We start from the raw sequence: 20,884 nt of genomic DNA, 5'->3' as shown, positions 1-20,884 counted from the left end.
CACCGGACGCGTGGGTACGTGCGATCAGAGCGAGCGCATCCGGCCGCCGTCCACCGCAAGGCTTACGCCGGTGATGTAACTCGCGGCAGGCGAAGCGAGGAAGGCCACGGCGGCGGCGATCTCCGCCGCATCGGCGAAGCGGCGCATCGGCACCTCGGCTTCCATGGCCTGCTGCACTTCGGCCAGCGGCTTGCCGCTCTTCTGCGCGCGTGCGGCGACGATCTGCTCGATGCGCGGCGTGCGGGTGGAGCCGGGCAGCACGTTGTTGACGGTGATGCCGAACGGCGCGAGTTCGCCGGCCAGCGTCTTCGCCCAGCTCGCCACTGCGCCGCGCGTGGTGTTGGACACTCCGATGCCGGGGATGGGCTCGCGCACCGAGGTGGAAATCACGTTGACGATGCGCCCCCAGCCGGCTGCGCGCATGCTGGGAACTACGGTTTGCGCCAGGGTATGGCAGGCCAGCAGATGCTGTTGCCAGGCGGCGAGGAAGTCTTCCGGCGTGGCGTCGAGCACGCTGCCCGGCGCCGGGCCGCCGCTGTTGTTGACCAGGATGTGCACGGGAGAGTCGGCGACCAGGGCCTCGGCTCGCGTGCGCAGCGTGGCGGTGTCGCTCACGTCGACGGCGACGAAGCCGTGCCGCTGGCCGGCGCACGTGCGGGGCAGTTCGGCGGCAAGAGTTTCCAGCACGTCGGCGCGGCGTGCCAGCAGTGTGACGTTGGCCCCAAGCAGCGCGAGTTCGATCGCAGCGGCGCGGCCGATGCCTTGCGAGGCGCCGCAGACGAGGGCGTGGCGGCCATCGAGATTCAATTGCATGGGTGCTTGCTCCCGGTGTGTCGATCAACCCCAGCGAAGACGCATCGCCAGCGCGGCAAGCCAGCATAGCCAGCCCAGCCACTGGCTGTAGCGCCATATGACGCGCCAGCGGTTGATGTCGAGGTCGTCCAGCAGGGCCAGCGCGGGGGAGCGCAGTACGTACTGCATGCGCATCCAGGTTCGCAGCGGGCCGATCTTGCCCCGCTCCGATTCGCTCACTACCTGCCAGTGCTGCGGATGGCGCTCGCGCATCAGCGCGGCTGCACGGAACGGTGCCACGTAGGAAAGCACGAACAAGAAGACGCCAGCGGCCAGCAGGGCCAGGTAGATGGCCAGCACGCTCAGCTCCCCGCGGCCTTGCTGGTATCGGGCACGGGATTCGTTCCCGTGCCGCCGTTGCCGGTGGCACTGCCAGGGCTGTGGACATTGCCGTCGCCCCAGGGCAGGGCCGTGCGCAGGGTATTCAGCACGCCGTCACCGCTCTCGGGCTTCTTGCAGATCGCGTTGTCCACGGCCTTGGCGTAGGTGGCGTCCATCATGCCCACCCAGATGGTGCCGTCGGGGCCATGCGGCACGCTGAAGGTGCCGCTGGCGTCCATGCCCAGCGTGGCCTGGGTGTTCTGGGTGGAGAACGCGGTAGGGGATTGCTCCCAGTAGGTCTTGCCCTTCTGCTGGTCGGCCGAGCTGTAGATCAGCAGATAGCGCGCCTGCTTGCTGTTGACGGTGTAGGCGCCGAACGCGCCCGAGCTCGCGTCGCTCCAGCCCATGTGTTCGCACAGGGAGATGTCGTCGGACCCGATCGGCTGGAAGCCGCTGTCGAGCATCACCACGGTAGGCGCGAACAGGTAGCTGGACTTCAGCCAGCGGCCGTTCAATTCGGACTTGAACGCCACGCGGTAGGGCAGCTTGGCGCCTTCCGGCAGGCGGAAGGCGAGGAAGTAGCTGTGCGTGCCGTTGATGTTGGCCACGCTGCTGCCGCTGCCCAGCGTATAGGGCTGCGGCTGCCAGGGCAGCAGGTCCTGGTAGGAGAAGTCGGCGAAGCTGGTGCAGCAGGGCGACGCGTCGAGCAGGCGCTGTTGCGCCTGCTTGAGCGGGTCGTCGGTGTTCTCCGGGGGCCGCAGGTTCGGCGGCACCAGGTTCTTCACGGTATGGCAACCGGCCAGCAGCATGCCGGCGGCGAGGATGAGGGGCAGGGCGGGGAACCGGCGCTTCATTCGCATCAGGTAACTCAGAATTCGGCCGTCCCCGCCGCGCGCGGATAGGGAATGGCATCGCGTATGTTGGAAAGGCCGCACACATAGACCAGCAGGCGCTCGAAACCGAGGCCGAAGCCCGCGTGCGGTACGGTGCCGTAACGGCGGAGGTCACGGTACCAGCCATAAGTGGCAGGATCGAGACCGAATTTGGCCATCCGGGCGTCCAAATGATCCAGGCGTTCCTCGCGCTGGGCGCCGCCGATGATCTCGCCGATGCCGGGCGCCAGCACGTCCATTGCCGCCACGGTCTTCTCGTCGTCGTTCAGGCGCATGTAGAAGGCCTTGATCGCCTCGGGGTAGTTCATTACGACAACGGGGCGGCCGATATGTTTCTCGGCGAGGTAGCGTTCGTGCTCGGTCTGCAGGTCGATGCCCCAGGCCACCGGGTATTCGAATTTCTGCCCGGATTTCTTGAGGATCTCCACGGCATCGGTGTAGTCGATGCGCTCGAACGGCTGGGCGATGAAGTTCTCCAGCCGGGTGACGGCCTCCGGCAATACGCGCTCGGCGAAGAACGCCATGTCGTCCGCGCGCTCCTCCAGCACGGCCTTGAAGATGGCCTTGAGGAAGCCTTCGGCGCAGTCGGCGTTGTCGTTGAGGTCGGCGAAGGCGATCTCCGGCTCCACCATCCAGAATTCGGCGAGGTGGCGCGGCGTGTTGGAGTTCTCCGCGCGGAAGGTGGGGCCGAAGGTGTAGACCTTGCTCATCGCGAGGCAGTAGGCCTCCACGTTGAGCTGGCCGGACACGGTGAGGAAGGCCTCGCGGCCGAAGAAGTCCTTGCGGAAGTCGACCTTGCCGTCCGGCGTACGCGGCAGGTTGGCCAGGTCCAGCGTGGACAGGCGGAACATGTCGCCGGCGCCTTCGGCATCCGAGGTGGTGATGATCGGCGTGTTGATCCAGAAGAAACCCTGGCTCGTGAGCCAGCGATGGATCGCCATCATCATGGTGTGGCGCACGCGGGTCACGGCGCCGAACAGGTTGGTGCGCGGGCGCAGGTGCGCCACTTCGCGCAGGAACTCCATGGTGTGCGGCTTGGGCTGGATCGGGTAGGTCAGCGGGTCGTCCACGAAGCCGGTGACTTCCACCGTCTCGGCCTGGATCTCGAAACGCTGGCCCTTGCCCTGCGACGGCGCCAGCGTGCCGGTGACGATCACGCCCGCGCCGGTGGTGAGGTGCTTCACCTCGGCCTCGTAGTTGGCCAGCTTGTCGGTGACCACGGCCTGGATCGGGTCGAAACAGGAGCCGTCGGTCACGTTCACGAAGGACAGGCCGCCCTTGGCATCGCGGATCGTGCGCACCCAGCCGCGCACCGTAACCACGTTGCCGGCCTCGATGGCACCGGAAAGAGCCTGTTTGACGCTGACCACCGTCATGAATGGAAACTCCTGTTGAAATGCGCCGCAGCGGGCGCATTTAGTAGGGGAACGCGCGTCCTGTGGGGCGCGTGGACAAACCCGCATGATAATCTAGGCCCCGCACGTGCCGCGACCGAAATGGCATGTGCCTTTCCACGTTTCGCACGATTGCCGACCGCCATGACCATCACGATCACCCCCGCCGCCAGCGAACGCATGCGCCGCTTCCTTGCGCAGTCGCCGGAAGCGGCTGGCGTGCGCTTCGGCGTGAAGCGCACCGGCTGCTCCGGTTTCGGCTACGTGGTGGACCTGGCCCAGTCGCTGGGCGAGGGCGACCGGCTGGTCAGCATCGACGGCGTGCCGCTGGTGGTGGACGACAAGAGCCTGCCGCTGGTGGACGGCACCGTGATCGACTTCCAGAAGCAGGGCCTCAACGCCAGCTTCGTGTTCCACAACCCCAACGCCACCGGCGAGTGCGGCTGCGGCGAAAGCTTCACCGTGGGGTGAGCGGGGGCGCTTGTGCGCCCATCCGTGAGCGCGAAGATCAAAGGGGCGGCCATCCATGGCCGCACTCTTCAAATTCAGTCACTTGCGGTCGATCCCGCGTTCCGCGTACAATCCCGCTTCTGTCTGCTCCGCAAGGGGCGTGACGGACACTTGCCTCACCGCATCCGGCGGGAGGCTGCGAGGCCATTCCGGCCGCATCCACAAGGAGTCGAACCACGATGTCCCTGCGACATTACGAAGTCGTGTTTCTGGTCCACCCTGACCAGAGCGAGCAGGTCCCTGCCATGATCGAGCGCTACAAGTCGCTGATCGAGGCCGACGGCGGCAAAATCCACCGCCTGGAAGACTGGGGTCGCCGTCAGCTGGCCTACCCGATCGTCAACCTGGCCAAGGCGCACTACGTGCTGCTGAACATCGAAGTCGGCCAGAACGCGCTGAACGAGCTGGAGTCGGGCTTCCGCTTCAACGACGCCGTGCTGCGCCACCTCGTCATCAAGCGTGACGGCGCCGAGACCGACCAGTCCTTCATCCTGAAGAGCAAGGAAAAGGACGACGCCCGTTCGTCGCGTCGCCGCGACGACGACGTTGACGGTCGCGACAACGACAGCGACAGCGAAGACTGAGAGGAGCCACGACCATGTCCAAGTTTTTCCGCCGCCGCAAGTTCTGCCGCTTCACCGCGGAGAAGGTGAAGGAGATCGATTACAAGGATCTCAACACCCTGCGCCAGTACGTCACCGAGAACGGCAAGATCGTGCCGAGCCGCATCACCGGCACCAAGGCGCGCTACCAGCGCCAGCTGGCGACCGCGATCAAGCGCGCGCGCTTCCTCTCGCTGCTGCCGTACACCGACAACCACGACGTTTGATCGTGCCTTCATTCCCCCTCCGCCAGCGGAGGGGGAATGGAAATCTTCGGACACCCGTCCACGGCTGCGCCGGCCATCCCGGCGCTAACGAAAAGGAATACCCATGGAACTCATCCTTCTGCAGAAAGTCCGCAACCTCGGCGACCTCGGTGACAAGGTCAGCGTGAAGCCGGGTTACGGCCGCAACTTCCTGATCCCGCAGGGCAAGGCCGTGCGCGTGAATGCCGCCAACCTGGCCGCGTTCGAGCAGCGCCGCGCCGAGTACGAGGCCAAGGCCAAGAACATGCTGAGCGAGGCCGAGGCCCGCAAGGCCAAGCTGGCCGACGTGTCGGTGACGATCGAGGCGCACGCCAGCCCCGAAGGCAAGCTGTACGGCTCGGTGGGTCCGCGCGACATCGCCGAGGCGCTGCAGGCCGTCGGTCACGACATCCACAAGGGTGAAGTGATCCTGGGTGAAGGCCCGCTGCGCAACGTGGGCGAGTTCGAGGTGGCCATCCACCTGCACGCCGACGTGCAGACCAGCGTCAAGGTCATCGTGGTCGGCGAGAAGAAGTAAGACCGCCGCTGCATGCCTACGAACGGGCGCCTTCGGGCGCCCGTTTGTTTTGGCGGCTGGAAACGGGGAGCGGCCAAGTACGCCGGTTTATCCCCAGCTTTCCCCAGGTTTTCCACAAGATTCCATCTCGACCCGTGAGACGCCGCCGCGCATCATGTGGGCTTGGCGCGTTGCCGTGTGTCCGTATATGCCGCAGCCGCGGCCGCTTTGTCCTACAGAGGTAGCCCGATGTCCTTCGTGCCCGAACGCAAGCCTTCGTCGCCGGCCATCGAAGCGCTGCGCGTGCCGCCGCATTCCATCGATGCCGAGCAGGCGGTGTTGGGTGGCCTGATGCTGGCGCCCGACGCCATGGACAAGGTGGCCGACCGCCTCGGCGAAGAGGATTTCTACCGTCGCGACCACCGCCTGATCTGGCGCGCCATCACCGAGCTGGCGAACAAGGGCATGCCCTGCGACGCGGTGACCCTGGGCGACTGGTTCGAGGCCAACGGCCTGGCCGAAATGGTCGGCGGCGCGAGCTACCTGATCGAGCTGGCCAACAGCACGCCCAGCGCGGCGAACATCGCCGCCTACGCGGAGATCGTGCGCGAGAAGTCGGTGCTGCGCCAGCTGATCGACGCCGGCACGGCGATCACCGAAGACGGTTACCGTCCCGAAGGCAAGAGCGTGCAGGAGGTGCTGGAGAACGCCGAGCAGTCGGTGTTCAAGATCGCCGAGTCCGGTGCGCGCGGCAAGAAGGATTCCGTCTCGATGCGCGAGGCGGTGAAGGACGCCTTCCGGCTGCTCACCGAGCGCTACGAGAACAAGGGCCAGCTCACCGGCATCACCAGCGGCTTCACCGACCTCGACAACCTCACCTCGGGCCTGCAGCCCTCCGACCTCATCATCGTGGCCGCGCGTCCCTCGATGGGCAAGACGGCGTTCGCGCTGAACATCGCCGAGAGCGCCGCGTTGCGCGCGAAGAAGGCGGTGGCGGTGTTCTCGATGGAAATGTCCGCCTCGCAGCTGGCGTTCCGCCTGATCTCCTCGGTGGGCCGCATCCACCAGCAGGCGCTGCGCAACGGCGACCTCAACGAGGAGGATTGGCCGCGCGTCTCCAACGCCATCGCCATCCTTTCGGAGGCGAAGATCTTCATCGACGACACGCCGGGCCTGTCGCCGGTGGAGATGCGTTCGCGCGCGCGCCGCCTGCATCGCGAGCACGGCGGCCTGGGCCTGATCGTGATCGATTACCTGCAGCTGATGCAGGTGCCCGGAAACAAGGAGAACCGCGCCACCGAGATTTCAGAAATCTCGCGTTCACTGAAGGGGCTCGCCAAGGAACTCAACGTGCCCGTGATCGCCCTCTCGCAGTTGAACCGCTCGCTGGAACAGCGCGCCGACAAGCGTCCGATGATGTCCGACCTGCGCGAGTCGGGCGCCATCGAGCAGGACGCCGACGTCATCATGTTCATCTACCGCGACGAGTACTACAACAAGGAATCGGCGGACAAAGGCCTGGCCGAGATCATCATCGGCAAGCAGCGTAATGGCCCCACCGATACGGTGAAGCTGACCTTCCTCGGCCACTACACCAAGTTCGAAAACTACGCCGCCGACTCGTTCGTGGGCGGGTTCGAGTAAGCACCCGCCGCGCATGAGCCGCACCACCGTCGCCACCATCCATCTCGGCGCCCTGCGCCACAACCTCGCCCGCATTAAGGCCATGGCCGCGCCGGCCAGGGTGATGGCGGTGGTCAAGGCCGATGCCTACGGCCATGGCCTGGAGCGCGTGGCGCGTGCGCTGGACGCCGATGCCGAATGCTTCGCGGTAGCCGCGCTGGGCGACGGCCTGCGGCTGCGCGCGGCGGGGCACCGCCAGCGCATCGTGGTGCTGTCCGGCCCCGACCAGCCTGGCGACATCGCCGAGATGCAGCGGCTGGGGCTGGAGGCGGCGATCCACCACGAGGCACAGCTGGCATGGTTGTCCGAGGCCAGCGCGACGCGCGGCCGCCTGCGCGTTTGGCTGAAGATCGACAGCGGCATGCATCGGCTGGGTTTTGCGCCCGAGCGCGTGGCCGAGGCGCATGCGCGGCTTGCCGGGATGCCCGGCGTCGATCCCGAGATCGGCCTGCTTACGCATTTCGCGGAATCGGAGGTGTTCGACGGCGACGTCACGCGCGTGCAGATCGCGCGGTTCAACGACGTGACCCGCGGCCTCAATGGCCCGCGTTCGCTGTCCAATTCGGCTGCCGTGCTGGGCTGGCCCGAGGCGCGCGCCGACTGGGTGCGCACCGGTGGCCTGCTGTACGGCCTGTCGGTGGTGGACGGCAAGAGCGGCGTGGATTTCGGGTTTCGTCCCGCGATGACGCTGTCCACGCGGCTGATCGCGATCAATCGGACGGCCAAGGGCGAGCGCATCGGTTACAACGGCACGTGGATCTGCCCCGAGGACATGCCGGTGGGCGTGGCCGCCATCGGCTACGGCGACGGCTATCCGCGCAGCGCGGCCAGCGGTACGCCGGTGCGGGTGGGCGATGCGCTGGTGCCGTTGGTCGGTCGTGTCTCGATGGATCTCGTCACGCTCGATCTGCGCGCCGCGCCGCAGGCGAAGGTGGGCGATCGCGTCACCCTGTGGGGCGATGGCCTGCCAGCGGAAACCGTCGCGGCCCATGCCGGCACCATCAGCTACGACCTCACCTGCGGCATGACGCGGCGCGTGCTGTTCGTCGAGGACGAAGGCTGACGCCGCAGCGCGGCGGTCGCGTCTCGCTCCCTGCGATGGCTGGCGGCTAAGCTTGCAAGCATCGCCTGCGTGCTCGTCCATGAGCATGCAGGTCAGGAGGCGGCATCCATGCCGCACTGTTCATCCCGGAGCTTTTCGATGGCCAAGGCCAAGACCGCCTACGTCTGCACCGATTGCGGCGCCGAGCATCCCAAGTGGCAGGGCTCGTGCGTCGAATGCGGGGCGTGGAACACGCTTTCCGAGATCGTGCTGCAGCCCGCGGTGAAGTCGGCCGGCGCTGCGCGCGGCGGTTATGCGGGCAAGGCAGCGGGTGCCAGCCAGGTGATGCCGCTGACCGAGGTGGCATTGACGGCCGAGGCGCGCACGCTCACCGGCATCGGCGAGCTGGACCGCGTGCTGGGCGGCGGCCTGGTCGAGGGCTCGGTGGTGTTGGTGGGCGGCGACCCGGGCATCGGCAAGTCCACCCTGCTGCTGCAGATGCTGGGCACGCTGGGAGTACAGCTGCCCAGCGTCTATGTCACCGGCGAGGAATCGCTGGCACAGGTGGCCGCGCGCGCGCAGCGCCTCGACTTGCCGCTGGCACCGCTGCAGGCGCTGGCGGAAACCTGCATCGAGCGCATCCTGGAGCAAGCGGCGGTAGTGAAGCCGCGCGTGCTGGTGATCGACTCGATCCAGACGATCTGGACCGAGCTGCTCACCGCCGCGCCGGGCTCGGTGTCGCAGGTGCGCGAGTCGGCGGCACGGCTCACGCGCTTCGCCAAGGAAACCGGCACCAGCGTGTTCCTGGTCGGCCACGTCACCAAGGAGGGCGGCATCGCCGGCCCGCGCGTGCTGGAGCACATGGTGGACGCGGTGCTGTATTTCGAGGGCGAATCCGGCAGCCGCTTCCGCGTGCTGCGCGCTTTCAAAAACCGCTTCGGCGCGGTCAACGAGCTGGGTGTGTTCGCGATGGGTGACAAGGGCCTGCGCGAGGTGCCCAATCCTTCCGCGATCTTCCTCTCCGCGCATGCCGGCCCCACGCCGGGCAGTGCGGTGATGGTGACGCGCGAAGGCACGCGACCGCTGCTGGTCGAGGTGCAAGCGCTGGTCGACCAGTCCAGCCTGGGCAATCCGCGCCGGGTGGCGCTGGGCCTGGAGCAGAACCGTCTGGCGATGTTGCTGGCGGTGCTGCACCGGCACGGCGGCGTGGCGGCCTACGACCAGGACGTATTCATCAATGTGGTGGGCGGCATCCGCGTGCAGGAGACGGCAGCGGACCTGCCCGCGCTGCTGGCGGTGCTGTCTTCGCTGCGCGACCGCCCGCTGCCGGAAAAGACCGTCGCGTTCGGCGAAGTGGGTTTGTCCGGCGAGATCCGCCCGGTGCCGAACGGCGAGGAACGCCTGAAGGAGGCGGCGCACCACGGCTTCCGCCGCGCCATCGTGCCGAAGGCGAACGCGCCGAAATCCGGACGCGTGGGCGAGCTCGAAGTGGTGGGCGTGGAGCGTCTGGCGCAGGCGATCGACGCCTGCCGTTGACCGTCAGCCGGGCGCCGCGGGCGCTTCCAGCAATTCGCCGATCGCTTCCGCCGCCGCATCCGCCGCATCGCCCGCCAGGTTCGCGCGCAAGGCCTGGTGCAGCTGTTCGAACGCACCGACGATGGCGCCGCGCCGCTCGCTGTCGTTGAACAGCGCGAGCACGGCATCGGCGAGTTTCGCGGCGGTGCAGTCGTCCTGCATCAGTTCGGGGGCCAGCACGATGCGGTCGCCCATGCCGCAGGCGCGGGCGAGGATGTTGGGCAGGGCGTAGACGTCGGTCTTGAGCATGCGCAGCAATTTCGCGATGCGGTAGCTCACCGGCGAGACGCGATAGCCCACCACCATCGGCCGTTTGGCCAGCATGGCCTCCAGCGTGGCCGTGCCCGACGCCAGCAGCACCACGTCGGCGGCCTGCATGGCTTCATGGGCGTGACCGTCCAGCAGTTGCGGCGTGGCAGCGCCCTGCGGAGCCTTGGCGAGCAGGGTGCGCAAGGACTCCAGCGTGCGCGGGTTGGCGGCGGGTATCACCACGCGCAGGCCAGGCAGCGCAGCGGCGACGCGTCGCGCGGCGTCGAGAAAGGGTTCGCCCAGCCGGGCCAGTTCGCTGCCGCGGCTGCCGGGCAGCACGGCCAGCACCGGGGCGTCCTGCGGCAGCTGCAGCGTTTCGCGCGCGGCGGCACGGTCGGATACCAGCGGGAAACGGTCGGCCAGCGGGTGGCCGGTGAAGCGGGCATCGACGCCGTGCTTCGCGTAGATCGCGGGCTCCATCGGAAACAGGCACAGCACGCGGTCGGCCGAACGGCCGATTTTCTCGGCGCGCTTTTCGCGCCATGCCCACACCGACGGGCTGACGTAGTGCACGGTGCGCAGGCCGGCTTGGCGCAGCCGCGCTTCCACGCCGAGGTTGAAATCCGGCGCGTCGATGCCGACCACCAGCGTCGGTTTGGCGGCGACCAGGCGCGCGACCAGCTGCTTGCGGAGCTTGAGCAGGCGCGGCAGGTGCGAGACCACTTCGGCGAAGCCGAACAGGGACAGTTCGCGGATGTCGTACCAGGACTCGAAGCCCTGCGCCTGCATGCGCGCACCGCCGATGCCGACGAAGCGCGCGTCCGGGTAGCGCGCGCGCAGGGCGGCGATCAGGTCGGCGCCCAACTGGTCGCCGGAGTCTTCGCCGGCGAGGAGGGCGATGAGTGGGGGCTGTGTGTTGGTCATGCGTAGTGCAAGAACAAAGACCCGTGCCTGATTTGCCGATATGCGGGACGCATATCGGCAGCGCTTATCTGGCGAGCGACCGTTCGCTGCGCTCGATGAAGTCCAGCATCGCGCGCACGTCGGCGCTGTCCTGCGCCTGCGTGGCAAGCTGTTCGCGCGCCTCGGCTTGCGACAGGCCGGCCATGTACAGCGTGCGGTAGGCGCGCTTGATCGCGGCGACGCGCGTGTTGTCGAAGCCGCGGCGTCTCAGGCCTTCGCTGTTGATGCCGCGCGGGCGGCCGGTCTGCTCGTTGGCCATCATCAGGAACGGCGGCACGTCGGCACCGACCAGGCAGCCCATCGCGATGAAGGCGTGCGCGCCCACTTTGCCGAACTGATGCACGCCGGCGTAGCCGGAGATGATCACCCAGTCGCCGATCTCCACATGGCCGGCCAGCGCCGAATAGTTGGAAAACACCACGTGGTTGCCGATCTGGCAGTCGTGCGCGATATGCACGTAGGCCAGCAGCCAGTTGTCGTTGCCGATGCGGGTGATGCCGCCGCCTTCGCCGGTGCCGCGGTTGATGGTGACGAATTCGCGGATCAGGTTGCGGTCGCCGATCACCAGCTCGGTGCGCTCGCCGCGCCACTTCTTGTCCTGCGGGTCGCCGCCGATGGAGGCGAATTGGGCGATGCGGTTGTCGCAACCGATCCTGGTGGGCCCTTCGACCACCACGTGCGGGCCGATCACCGTGCCGTCGCCGATCTCCACCTCGGCGCCAATCACGCTGTAGGCGCCGATGCTGACGTTGGCGCCGATCTTCGCCGTGGGGTCGATCTGCGCAGTGGCGTGGATCATTTGTCGGACCTCGCCGCGCACATCAGCTCACAGCTCGCCACTTCCTTGCCGTCCACCAGGGTGCGCGCGACGAACAGGCCCATGCCGCGCATCACGCGCTTCACCGACACTTCCAACCGCAGCTGGTCGCCCGGAACCACCGGGGCGCTGAAGCGCGCATTGTCCACCTTGACCAGGTAGAACAGCGGACTGCCGTTGTTGCCCTTCATGCGGTTGCTGAGCTGGGTGAGCAGGCCGGCGGCCTGCGCCATGGCCTCCACGATCAGCACGCCCGGCATCACCGGATGACCGGGGAAGTGGCCGTTGAAGAACGGTTCGTTGATGGTGACGTTCTTGATCGCCACGGCGCTCTGGTCGGGCACCAGTTCGATCACGCGATCGACCAGCAGGAACGGATAGCGGTGCGGCAGCAACTGCTGGATCTGTTCCACGTTCACCGGAAAGGTCACGGGGGCGGGGGCGTCACTCATCGTTCTTTTCCTTCTCCAGCGCCGCGAGCCGGCGCGCTAAATCGTCCAGGTGCTTGAAACGGGCGGCGTTCTTGCGCCAGCTGCGGTTGTCCTGCAGCGGCGTGCCCGAGGAATACTCGCCCGGCTCGCGTATCGAATGCGTGACCAGGCTCTTGGCGGTAATGGTAACCCGGTCGGCGAGTTCCAGATGGCCCAGCACGCCGGCATTGCCGCCGATCTGGCACCAGCGGCCGATCCTGGCGCTGCCTGCAACCGCGGAGCAGCCGGCCATGGCGGTGTGCGCGCCGATGAAGACGTTGTGGGCGACCTGGATCTGGTTGTCCAGCCGCACGTCCTCTTCCAGCACGGTGTCGTCCAGCGCGCCGCGGTCGATGGTGGTGTTCGCGCCGATCTCGCAGTCGTCGCCGATGCGCACGCCGCCGAGCTGGGGGATCTTCACCCAGTGGTCGCGCTCGAAGGCGAGGCCGAAGCCGTCCGAGCCGATCACCGCGCCGGGATGTACCAGCACGCGCTTACCCAGCGTCACCCGCGTCACCAGCGTCACCCGCGCCACCAGGCGCGACTGCGCGCCCACCGTGCAGTCCTCGCCCACGATGCAATGCGGGCCGAGCACGGCGCCGTCTTCGACCACGGCGCCGCGTTCGATCACGCAGCAGGGGCCGATGCTCGCGCTTGCGCTGACTTTCGCGTCGGCGTCCACCACCGCAGTGGGGTGGATGCCGGGCGCGCTGGCGGGCAGGCGCTCGAACAGCGCGGCGACCTTGGCGTAGGCCACGTAGGGATCGGCGGCGACGAGGGCATCGACCGGGCAGTCCGCGAGGTTTTCCTCGCGCAGGATCACCGCGCCGGCGCCGGTGGCGGCCAGTTGCGCGCCGTACTTGCTGTTTGAAAGGAACGTCAGCTGACCATTGCCGGCATTCGCCAGTGTGGCGATGCCTTCGATGCGTCGATGGCCGTCGCCGCGCAGGCGCAGGCCGAAACGTTCGGCCAGTTCGGCGAGGGTGTGGCTGGGATGGGCGCTCAAGAGCTTCTCCGCGGCAAGGGCGTCATTGTATCGGCAGCGCCGCGGCATTGCCTTCAAAATCACCGAAAGCGATGTCGGTCCCCCGTATCGGCGGCCTGATGGGAGCGCTGGCCAGCCGAAAAACGAAAAGCGCGGCAAGCCGCGCTTTTCGCCGATCCATCCGGACGACCGGGGACGTCAGAACGTGGAGCCGAAGGTGAACTGGATACGTTCCTCGTAGTAGCCATCGCCCGGCTGCGTGCGGAACGGCAGCGCGAAGTTGATGATCATCGGGCCCATCGGCGACTGCCAGTGCAGCGACAGGCCGGTGGACGCGCGCAGCGTGCTGGCGGAGAAGCTGTTCCAGTTCGCGTAGGCGTTGCCGGTATCCACGAACCAGGAGACGCGCGCGGTGTTGATGTCCTTGAGGAAGGGCAGCGGCAGGTACAGCTCGGCCGTGCCCAGCACCTTCATCGCACCGCCGATGGGCTGGGCGTAGTTGTAGTAGCTGTTGTTGCAGTAGCTGCCGGTATTGCCGGCAACGGTGCCGGTGCCGCCGCAGAGGCGCGGACCCAGGGTGTTGTCCTGGAAGCCGCGCACGTCGGTCACGCCGCCGGAGTAGAAGTTGTCCCAGAACGGGAAGTCGTTGCGCATGTCCGCCGGCGCAGGCACTCCCGCTGCGGCGTAAGTGGCCTTGAGCTGGTCGAACTGAGCATCGCTGATGCCGTTCTGGCCATAGGTCTTGCCGTAGCCGAGGAAGCCCTTGAGGTAGAGCACGAAGCCGCCGCCGACCGGCCAGTAGTGATCCGCCTGGCCGGTGAGTTTCCAGTACTTCACGGTAGAGGTAGGCAATCCGACTTCGGCGTTTACCGACAGCTGGCCACCGCGGGTGGGCGCCCAGTAGCCGTTCTGGGTGTTCATGTTCCAGCCGAGGGTGCCGATCGTCGAATGGATCGTGTAGTGCCCGATCTCGTTCTGGTAGTCGACCAATTGCTGCGGCGTGTAGCCCGGGATGGAGTTGACCTTGTTGCTGCTCAGGCCGATGCCGGCACGCACGCTCTGGAAATCGGTGATCGGGAAGCCGAGGTAGGTGGAGAACGCGCGCTGGCTGGTGGAGTAATCGGCGAACTCGCCGTTATCCACGTTGTTGAAGTCGGTCTTGGTGTAGGTGAGGTTGTAACCGATACCCACGCCGTTGTTGGTGAGGTAAGGGTTGTAGTAATTGGCCTGGTAGCTGGTCTGGTAGTCGCTGCGCGAACCGCTCAGCGACACGGTGTCGCCGCTGCCGAACAGGTTGCGCTCCGAGACCGAGGCGGAAAGGATGATGCCCGAGTACTGCGAGTAGCCGATGCCGAACTGCAGGCTGCCGGCGGACTGCTCCTCGACCTTGACGGTGACGTCCACCTGGTCGTCGGAACCCGGCACCTTCTTCTTGTCGACGTCGACCTTCTTGAAGTAGCCCAGCTGCTGCAGGCGGTTCTTGGAACGGTCGATGATGCCCTGCGAGTACCAGGCGCCTTCGAGCTGGCGCATTTCGCGGCGCATCACGTTGTCCTCGGTGAGCGTGTTGCCCTCGAAGATCACGCGGCGCACGTACACGCGCTGGCCCGGCTCGACATAGAGCGTCAGGTCGACGGTGCGCTTGTCCTTGTCCAGCTTGGGATACGGCGTGACCTTGGCGTAGGCGTAGCCGATGTTGGCCAGCAGCGCCTTGATCGCCTTGGTGCTGGCTTCGATGGCGCTGCGGTTGAACACGTCGCCCGGCTTGACGAACACCAGCTGGCGCAGCGTGGTCTCCGGCAGCACCATGGTGCCGAGCAGCTTCACGTCGGCAATCTTGTAGATCTCGCCTTCCTTCACGTCGGCGGCGATGTACATGGACTGCTTGTCAGGCGCGATGGTCACCTGGGTGGAGTCGACGCCGAAGTCGGCGTAGCCGCGGTTCATGTAGTAGGACTGCAGCTTTTCCAGGTCGCCGGAGAGTTTCTCCTGCGAGTACTGGTCGTTCTTGGAGTACCAGGACATCCAGTTCGGCGTGCCCAGTTCGAAATCGCTGCGGATCGCCTTGTCGGTGAACGCATGGTTGCCGGCGATGTTGATCTCCTTGATCTTCGCCACCTGGCCTTCGCGGATCTCGATGTCGATGGCCACGCGGTTGCGTTCCAGCTGTACCACGTGCGGGGTGACCGAGACGCTGTACTTGCCGCGGTTGTAGTACTGGCGGATCAGTTCCTGCTGCACGTTGTCCAGCGCAAGGCGGTCGAAGGTCTCGCCCTCGGCCAGGCCGATGGACTTCAGGCCCTTCTGCAGGTCTTCGGTCTTGATGTCCTTGTTGCCGCGGATGGTGAGCTTGGCGATCGAGGGACGCTCCGTCACCTTGATGACCAGGATGTTGCCGTCGCGCTCCATCTCCACGTCGCTGAAGAACTTGGTCTGGTAGAGCGCGCGGATCGCGCGCTGCGCCATGGCGTCGGTCATCTGGTCGCCGCGGCTGACCGGCAGGTAGTTGAACACCGTGCCGGCGGAGATGCGCGAAAGGCCGTCGATGCGGATGTCCGAGATCACGAACGGATCGAAGGCGAACGCCTTGACAGAAAGGGAGGCAAGCAAAATCAGGGCGGCGATACGCTTCATCGTCGGTTCCGGTGGATGGTTTCGATCAGGCCGCCGGCCCGATCAACGCACGCGACAGGGCAGAACCCCGCCGCGAGAAAAAACAGGCGCCCGCGAGGAGCACCGGATGCAACAAACCGCCGCGCGGGGACGCGGCGGATACGAACGTTTGCGACCTCGACGAACCGTGTCTGCGGATCATCGGTGTCACGACAACAGCAGGCGATGGATGTCGTTGTAGAACACCAGGCCCATCAAGCTGAAGAGCAGCACCAGCCCGATGTACTGGCCGATGGCCATGGCCTGTTCGCTGAGCGGGCTGCCCTTGAGCAACTCGATAAGGTAATACAGCAGGTGCCCACCATCCAAGACGGGGATGGGCAGAAGGTTCAGCACGGCCAGGCTCAGCGACACCATGGCGAGGAATTGCAGGAACCATGCGAAGCCCATCTGGGCGCTGGCGTTGGCCATCTGCGCGATGCCGATCACGCTGGACAGGTTCTTGGTCGAGGCCTGGCCGCCCAGCATCTTGCCGATCATGCCGAAGGTCTGCGTGACATTGCGCCAGGTGTCCACCAGTGCCTCGCGCAGCGCGCGCACGGGGCCGTAACGCAGCGTGGCGGTTTCCCCGCTGACGCCGATCACCCAGGCCAGGGGCTGGCCCTGCAGCGATTCGTGGCGGGCGGCGACCTGCAGCGGAACCACGTTGCCGTTGCGTTCGACCACGACGGCGAGTTTCGGCGATATGGCCGCACTCTGCTGCACCAGCTTGCTCATCGCCTCGAAATCCGGCACCGGTTTGCCGTCGATGCTGAGAATGCGGTCGCCCACCTGCATGCCGCCCAGCGAGGCAGGTTCGCCAGGCAGCACGGCGGCGGCCACCGGCGGCGGGGGCGCCAGCTCCAGGCCCAGCGTGGTGAGGTACTGGTCGACAGTCTGACCCGGGGGCAGCTTGTCCAGCGGAAGCACTAACTGCTTCTGTGCGCCATTGCTGCTGCGCACGGTCAGCGGCAGCGGGCTGCGGTCCAGCAGGGCGTTGCCCACGGCATCCAGCGAATCGCTCCAGGTGGCCATGGCGCGGCCATCGATGGCGAGGATGCGGTCACCCGGCTGAACGCCCGCCACGGCGGCCATGCTCTGCGGCGCGGCGGTGACGATGGGCGCCGCGTCGGGGCGGCCCAGCATGAACATCAGCCACAGCGCGGCCACGGTGAAGATCAGGTTGAAGCCCGGGCCGGCCAGCACGATCAGGATGCGCTTCCACACCGGCTGAGCGGTGAATTCCTGGTCCTGCAGTTGCGGCGGGACCACGCCTTCGCGCGCGTCCAGCATCTTCACGTAGCCGCCCAGCGGGATCGCGGCGATCTGGTATTCAGTGCCGTCGCGACCGATGCGCTTCCACACCGCCTTGCCGAACCCCACCGAGAAGCGCAGAACCTTCACCCCGCAGCGGCGCGCGACCCAGTAGTGGCCGAATTCATGAAAGGTCACCAGCACGCCAAGCGTGACCAGCAACCAGAACACCGAGCCGAAGAAGGAAGTCATCAAACGCCGTGGCAGAAATCGATCGTGGACAGGATATCAGCAAGCCCGCTTCAGCAGGCGCCGGGCGGCGCCCCGCGCCTCGCCATCGCGAGCGACGAGGGATTCCACATCGACCACGGTTTGCGACGGCAGTTCCGTGAGTACGGCCTCCACCACCTCGGCGATGGCGAGGAAGGGCAGGGTGCCGGCCAGGAAGGCTTCCACGGCCACCTCGTTCGCCGCGTTCAGGATCGCCGGGGCGTCCCCGCCGGCGCGCAGTGCCTGGAAGGCGAGGGCCAGGCAGCGGAAGGTGTCCAGATCGGGGGCCTCGAACTGCAACGCCCCGCTGGCGGCGAGGTTCAGCGGCGGCACGCCCGCTTCCACGCGTTCCGGCCACGCCAGCGCGTGGGCGATGGCGGTGCGCATGTCCGGATTGCCGAGCTGTGCCAGCACCGAGCCGTCCACGTATTCCACCAGGGAGTGCACCAGGCTCTGCGGGTGCACCAGCACGTCGATGGCGTCGGCAGGGGCGCCGAACAGGTGATGGGCTTCGATCACCTCCAGCCCCTTGTTCATCAAGGTGGCCGAATCCACCGAGATCTTGCGGCCCATCGACCACTTCGGGTGCTTGCAGGCCTGGTCGGGTGTCACCGCGGCCAGGTCGGCGCGCGTGCGGCCACGGAACGGGCCGCCGGAGGCCGTGAGGACCAGTCGGCGCACGCCGCTTTTCGCCAGATCCGGACGGCCGCCGGGCAGGCACTGGAAGATCGCGTTGTGTTCGGAGTCGACCGGAATCAGTACGCCACCGCCTGCGCGCAGTGCCTGCAGCAGCAGCGGGCCGCCCAGCACGATGGATTCCTTGTTCGCCAGCAGCAGGCGCTTGCCGGCTTGCGCGGCGGCGAGGGTGGAGGCCAGCCCGGCAGCGCCGACGATGGCAGCCACGACCGTGTCGCACAGCGCGCCGGATGCGGCGGCGGTCAGCGCGTCGTGGCCACTGGCCACCTCGCAGTGCACGCCGGCGGCGGCCAGCTTGCGCGCCAGTTCGCCTTCCAGCGCGGGGTCGGCGATCACCGCCAGTTCGGGGCGGAAGCGCCCGCACAGTTCGGCCAGCGCGGTCACGTTGCTGTGCGCGCTCAGCACGCTGGCGCGGAAGCGCTCCGGGTGCCGCGCGATCACGTCCAGCGTACTGGCGCCGATGGAGCCGGTGGCCCCGAGTACCGCAACCTTGTTCATGGCCGCCGCCTCATCTCACAACCCGAGCAGCCGCAAGCCCAGGGCGAACACCGGCAGCGCCGCGAACACGCTGTCTAGCCGGTCCAGCAGGCCGCCATGGCCGGGGAAGATGCTGCCCGAATCCTTGATGCCGGCGTGGCGCTTCATCAGGCTCTCCAGCAGGTCGCCGACGATGGAGATGGCTACCGTCAGCGTGGCCAGCACGCCGAGGCCGAACAATGCCATGCCGCGCACGTCGAGCAGCCAGCCGCCCGCGAGCGCCACCAGCACCCCGGCGACCATCGCGCCGTACGCGCCGGCCCAGGTCTTGCCGGGACTGATCTGCGGCGCCAGTTTGCGCTTGCCGAAGCTGCGCCCGCTGAAATACGCGCCGATGTCGGCCGCCCACACGATCACCAGCGCCAGCAGTACCCACCAGTGGCCGTGCGACTCGCGGCCGTGCAGGACGAGCGACGCCATCCACGCGGGGAACACCACGAAGGCGCCGGCCGCGAGTTTCAGTGCGCGGTTTTCCGGTGTCGGTGCGGCACCGAAGGCGAAATGGCGAAGCCACAGGCAGGCCACCAGCCACCAGGCCACGCCCAAGCCCAGCAGCAGCGTCGATGCGCCGTCGCGCAGAAGCCAAAGCAGCGTGAACAATACGGCGGCCAGCACGAGCCATGCCATGCGCATGGCCGGCTTTTGCACGCCGGCGAGGTGCGTCCATTCCTCCAACGCACCCAGGAAAACCACGGCGATCACCAGGGCGAACCACGCCGTGGGCAGCAGCAGGATGATGGCTATCGCCAATGGCGCGAGCAGCAAGGCGGTAAATACGCGTTGGCGCAGCAAAGCCCTTTACCCCTTGTCCGTGGCGACCTGGTCGCCGGTGCGGCCGTAGCGGCGTTCGCGCCGGCCGAATTCCTCGATCGCCCGGTGCAGGCTGGCCTGATCGAAGTCCGGCCACAGGGTATCGGTGAAATGCAGTTCGGCATAGGCCGCCTGCCACAACAGGAAATTGCTGAGGCGGCAGTCGCCGCCGGTGCGGATGAAGAGGTCCAGCGGCGGCAGTTCGGCCAGGCACATGCGGCGACCCAGTTCGGCCTCGTCGATGGCTTCGGGGCGCAGTTCGCCGCGCGCCACCGCAGCGGCGGCCTCACGCGCGGCCTGCGCGATGTCCCAGCGGCCGCCGTAGTTCACCGCGATGTTGAGCTGCAGCTTGAGGTTGCCGGCGGTGCGCGTCATCGCGGCCTGCATGCGCTCGCGCAGCGGTTCGTCGAAGGCGCCCAGGTCGCCGGTGAAACGCAGCCGCACGCCCTGCGCATGCAGTTCGTCCGTTTCCTTGTCCAGCGCGCGCACGAACAGTGCCATCAGCGCGCCGACTTCCTCTTCGGGGCGTTGCCAGTTCTCGCTGGAGAAGGCGAACAGGGTCAATGCCTCCACGCCTTCGCGCAGGCAGCCTTCCACCACCTCGCGCACGGCCTTGCGGCCGGCGTTGTGGCCGAAGCTGCGCGGGCGATGTCGCGCCTTGGCCCAACGACCGTTGCCGTCCATCACGATGGCGATGTGGCGTGGAATGGCGGGGGAGGCAGTCATGGGCGAGGGCGTTGGTTCCTGCCCGCCGGTGGGGCGAAGACGCCCCGCAGGGCGGATGATGGAGGGGCTTGCCGCGATGTCGCCATGGACAAGCCGGATTCGGTGGAGCCGCGATGTGTCCCCTTTCCCCTTGCCCTCTCCGCGGAGGAAGAGCGGGAATGCCCGGTGTCGTGCGGCTTCGTGGCGGGGGTGGGCGTGCTGCCCGGTCGCCACGGCGCCGCCGAGCCCCCGGGTCACATGGACATCAACTCGTCTTCCTTGGCCTTGACCACGCCGTCCACGTCCTTCACGAAGCGGTCGGTGAGCTTCTGGATCTCGTCGTCGGCGCGGCGCTCTTCGTCCTCGCTGATCTGCTTGTCCTTGAGCAGGTCCTTCACCTTCTGCATGGCGTCGCGACGCACGTTGCGGATCGCGATCTTCGCGCTCTCGCCCTCGTGCGACACGTGCTTGGCCAGCTCGCGGCGGCGCTCTTCCGTGAGCGGGGGCAGGTTGAGGCGGATCACGGTGCCGGCGGTGGTCGGCGTGATGCCGATGTCCGAGGCCAGGATGGCCTTCTCGACCGGACCGACCAGACTCTTGTCGAACGGCGTGATGATGATGGAACGCGCGTCGCCCAGCGCCACCGTGGCGACCTGGTTGAGCGGCATTTCCGAGCCGTAGGCCGGCACGCGGATGCCGTCCACCAGGGCGGTACTGGCGCGGCCGGTGCGCAGGCGGGTGAGCTCGTGCCTGAGCGCGTCGATGCTCTTGCCCATGCGGGTCTGGGCATCGTTCTTGATGTCGTTGATCATGGGCGTTCCCCGGTGGATCTGGCTAGCCGC

General features: G+C 67.1%; 21 protein-coding genes. 7 read left to right on the top strand and 14 right to left on the bottom strand.

The window, feature by feature from the left end; genetic code table 11:
- Positions 1-24 precede the first annotated feature (24 nt).
- The 4 genes from IHE46_RS14255 to asnS are packed head-to-tail and all read right to left on the bottom strand — an operon-like array spanning position 25 to position 3,442.
- Entirely contained in the window at positions 25-813 is a 789-nt protein-coding gene (locus tag IHE46_RS14255; protein WP_192165327.1) for an SDR family oxidoreductase, read from the bottom strand.
- 24 nt (positions 814-837) lie between these two features.
- Entirely contained in the window at positions 838-1,152 is a 315-nt protein-coding gene (locus IHE46_RS14250) for a hypothetical protein (RefSeq protein WP_192165326.1), read from the bottom strand.
- Between the two features lie 2 nt (positions 1,153-1,154).
- Complete coding sequence (locus IHE46_RS14245; protein WP_192165416.1) at positions 1,155-2,027, bottom strand: MalM family protein; 873 nt, start codon at positions 2,025-2,027, stop codon at positions 1,155-1,157.
- Positions 2,028-2,041: 14 nt separating this feature from the next.
- The gene (asnS, locus tag IHE46_RS14240; protein WP_192165325.1) at positions 2,042-3,442 is read right to left on the bottom strand and encodes an asparagine--tRNA ligase; all 1,401 of its coding nucleotides are present in this window, start codon (positions 3,440-3,442) and stop codon (positions 2,042-2,044) included.
- A 162-nt stretch (positions 3,443-3,604) separates the two neighbouring features.
- Here asnS and IHE46_RS14235 point away from each other — a divergent pair, with 162 nt between their 5' ends.
- From IHE46_RS14235 to radA, 7 genes are all read left to right on the top strand, one after another.
- Complete coding sequence (locus IHE46_RS14235; protein ID WP_192165324.1) at positions 3,605-3,931, top strand: iron-sulfur cluster assembly accessory protein; 327 nt, start codon at positions 3,605-3,607, stop codon at positions 3,929-3,931.
- A 218-nt stretch (positions 3,932-4,149) separates the two neighbouring features.
- Complete coding sequence (rpsF, locus tag IHE46_RS14230; protein ID WP_192165323.1) at positions 4,150-4,554, top strand: 30S ribosomal protein S6; 405 nt, start codon at positions 4,150-4,152, stop codon at positions 4,552-4,554.
- Positions 4,555-4,568: 14 nt separating this feature from the next.
- Positions 4,569-4,799: a 30S ribosomal protein S18 gene (rpsR, locus tag IHE46_RS14225; protein ID WP_077483437.1), complete on the top strand. Its 231-nt coding sequence runs from the start codon at positions 4,569-4,571 to the stop codon at positions 4,797-4,799.
- A gap of 103 nt (positions 4,800-4,902) precedes the next feature.
- Positions 4,903-5,355, top strand: a complete 453-nt coding sequence (gene rplI / locus IHE46_RS14220; RefSeq protein WP_192165322.1) for a 50S ribosomal protein L9 — start codon at positions 4,903-4,905, stop codon at positions 5,353-5,355.
- A 228-nt stretch (positions 5,356-5,583) separates the two neighbouring features.
- A complete protein-coding gene (locus IHE46_RS14215) occupies positions 5,584-6,978 on the top strand; it encodes a replicative DNA helicase (protein WP_192165321.1) in 1,395 nt (464 codons plus the stop codon).
- Between the two features lie 13 nt (positions 6,979-6,991).
- Positions 6,992-8,080 (top strand): alanine racemase, encoded by a 1,089-nt coding sequence (gene alr, locus IHE46_RS14210; RefSeq protein ID WP_192165320.1) that lies wholly within the window; start codon positions 6,992-6,994, stop codon positions 8,078-8,080.
- A gap of 138 nt (positions 8,081-8,218) precedes the next feature.
- The gene (gene radA, locus IHE46_RS14205) at positions 8,219-9,595 is read left to right on the top strand and encodes a DNA repair protein RadA (protein WP_192165319.1); all 1,377 of its coding nucleotides are present in this window, start codon (positions 8,219-8,221) and stop codon (positions 9,593-9,595) included.
- A gap of 3 nt (positions 9,596-9,598) precedes the next feature.
- On the opposite strand, the gene lpxB is transcribed toward radA, so the two are convergent.
- From lpxB to frr, 10 genes are all read right to left on the bottom strand, one after another.
- Positions 9,599-10,807: a lipid-A-disaccharide synthase gene (lpxB, locus tag IHE46_RS14200; RefSeq protein ID WP_192165318.1), complete on the bottom strand. Its 1,209-nt coding sequence runs from the start codon at positions 10,805-10,807 to the stop codon at positions 9,599-9,601.
- 64 nt (positions 10,808-10,871) lie between these two features.
- Positions 10,872-11,645: an acyl-ACP--UDP-N-acetylglucosamine O-acyltransferase gene (gene lpxA, locus IHE46_RS14195; RefSeq protein WP_192165317.1), complete on the bottom strand. Its 774-nt coding sequence runs from the start codon at positions 11,643-11,645 to the stop codon at positions 10,872-10,874.
- Complete coding sequence (gene fabZ / locus IHE46_RS14190) at positions 11,642-12,115, bottom strand: 3-hydroxyacyl-ACP dehydratase FabZ (protein ID WP_192165316.1); 474 nt, start codon at positions 12,113-12,115, stop codon at positions 11,642-11,644. Before fabZ ends, lpxA begins: the two co-directional genes overlap by 4 nt.
- A complete protein-coding gene (lpxD, locus tag IHE46_RS14185) occupies positions 12,108-13,139 on the bottom strand; it encodes a UDP-3-O-(3-hydroxymyristoyl)glucosamine N-acyltransferase (protein ID WP_192165315.1) in 1,032 nt (343 codons plus the stop codon). Before lpxD ends, fabZ begins: the two co-directional genes overlap by 8 nt.
- 177 nt (positions 13,140-13,316) lie before the next feature.
- On the bottom strand, positions 13,317-15,752 hold the full coding sequence (gene bamA / locus IHE46_RS14180; RefSeq protein ID WP_192165314.1) for an outer membrane protein assembly factor BamA: 2,436 nt from the start codon (positions 15,750-15,752) through the stop codon (positions 13,317-13,319).
- A 186-nt stretch (positions 15,753-15,938) separates the two neighbouring features.
- Positions 15,939-17,276, bottom strand: coding sequence for an RIP metalloprotease RseP (rseP, locus tag IHE46_RS14175; protein WP_192165313.1), 1,338 nt, complete (start codon positions 17,274-17,276; stop codon positions 15,939-15,941).
- A 36-nt stretch (positions 17,277-17,312) separates the two neighbouring features.
- Positions 17,313-18,488, bottom strand: a complete 1,176-nt coding sequence (locus IHE46_RS14170; protein WP_192165312.1) for a 1-deoxy-D-xylulose-5-phosphate reductoisomerase — start codon at positions 18,486-18,488, stop codon at positions 17,313-17,315.
- A 15-nt stretch (positions 18,489-18,503) separates the two neighbouring features.
- Positions 18,504-19,319: a phosphatidate cytidylyltransferase gene (locus IHE46_RS14165; protein ID WP_192165311.1), complete on the bottom strand. Its 816-nt coding sequence runs from the start codon at positions 19,317-19,319 to the stop codon at positions 18,504-18,506.
- A gap of 6 nt (positions 19,320-19,325) precedes the next feature.
- Positions 19,326-20,063: a polyprenyl diphosphate synthase gene (gene uppS, locus IHE46_RS14160; RefSeq protein ID WP_192165310.1), complete on the bottom strand. Its 738-nt coding sequence runs from the start codon at positions 20,061-20,063 to the stop codon at positions 19,326-19,328.
- Positions 20,064-20,296: 233 nt separating this feature from the next.
- Positions 20,297-20,854 carry a ribosome recycling factor gene (frr, locus tag IHE46_RS14155; protein WP_192165309.1) on the bottom strand — a complete coding sequence of 186 codons (558 nt, stop codon included), beginning with the start codon at positions 20,852-20,854 and terminating at the stop codon, positions 20,297-20,299.
- Positions 20,855-20,884: the final 30 nt, after the last annotated feature.

It is taken from the genome of Rhodanobacter sp. DHG33 (assembly GCF_014843005.1).
In the GTDB taxonomy this organism is placed as follows: Bacteria; Pseudomonadota; Gammaproteobacteria; order Xanthomonadales; family Rhodanobacteraceae; genus Rhodanobacter_A.
This window is presented reverse-complemented; position numbering and strand designations above follow the sequence as displayed.

Bases quoted from the DNA above. Each gene is read 5' to 3' on its own strand.
- IHE46_RS14255 (WP_192165327.1), bottom strand. From the start codon at position 813: ATGCAATTGAATCTCGATGGCCGCCACGCCCTCGTCTGCGGCGCCTCG.
- IHE46_RS14245 (WP_192165416.1), bottom strand. From the start codon at position 2,027: ATGAAGCGCCGGTTCCCCGCCCTGCCCCTCATCCTCGCCGCCGGCATG.
- asnS (WP_192165325.1), bottom strand. From the start codon at position 3,442: ATGACGGTGGTCAGCGTCAAACAGGCTCTTTCCGGTGCCATCGAGGCC.
- IHE46_RS14235 (WP_192165324.1), top strand. From the start codon at position 3,605: ATGACCATCACGATCACCCCCGCCGCCAGCGAACGCATGCGCCGCTTC.
- rpsF (WP_192165323.1), top strand. From the start codon at position 4,150: ATGTCCCTGCGACATTACGAAGTCGTGTTTCTGGTCCACCCTGACCAG.
- rpsR (WP_077483437.1), top strand. From the start codon at position 4,569: ATGTCCAAGTTTTTCCGCCGCCGCAAGTTCTGCCGCTTCACCGCGGAG.
- rplI (WP_192165322.1), top strand. From the start codon at position 4,903: ATGGAACTCATCCTTCTGCAGAAAGTCCGCAACCTCGGCGACCTCGGT.
- IHE46_RS14215 (WP_192165321.1), top strand. From the start codon at position 5,584: ATGTCCTTCGTGCCCGAACGCAAGCCTTCGTCGCCGGCCATCGAAGCG.
- alr (WP_192165320.1), top strand. From the start codon at position 6,992: ATGAGCCGCACCACCGTCGCCACCATCCATCTCGGCGCCCTGCGCCAC.
- radA (WP_192165319.1), top strand. From the start codon at position 8,219: ATGGCCAAGGCCAAGACCGCCTACGTCTGCACCGATTGCGGCGCCGAG.
- lpxB (WP_192165318.1), bottom strand. From the start codon at position 10,807: ATGACCAACACACAGCCCCCACTCATCGCCCTCCTCGCCGGCGAAGAC.
- lpxA (WP_192165317.1), bottom strand. From the start codon at position 11,645: ATGATCCACGCCACTGCGCAGATCGACCCCACGGCGAAGATCGGCGCC.
- fabZ (WP_192165316.1), bottom strand. From the start codon at position 12,115: ATGAGTGACGCCCCCGCCCCCGTGACCTTTCCGGTGAACGTGGAACAG.
- bamA (WP_192165314.1), bottom strand. From the start codon at position 15,752: ATGAAGCGTATCGCCGCCCTGATTTTGCTTGCCTCCCTTTCTGTCAAG.
- rseP (WP_192165313.1), bottom strand. From the start codon at position 17,276: ATGACTTCCTTCTTCGGCTCGGTGTTCTGGTTGCTGGTCACGCTTGGC.
- IHE46_RS14170 (WP_192165312.1), bottom strand. From the start codon at position 18,488: ATGAACAAGGTTGCGGTACTCGGGGCCACCGGCTCCATCGGCGCCAGT.
- uppS (WP_192165310.1), bottom strand. From the start codon at position 20,063: ATGACTGCCTCCCCCGCCATTCCACGCCACATCGCCATCGTGATGGAC.
- frr (WP_192165309.1), bottom strand. From the start codon at position 20,854: ATGATCAACGACATCAAGAACGATGCCCAGACCCGCATGGGCAAGAGC.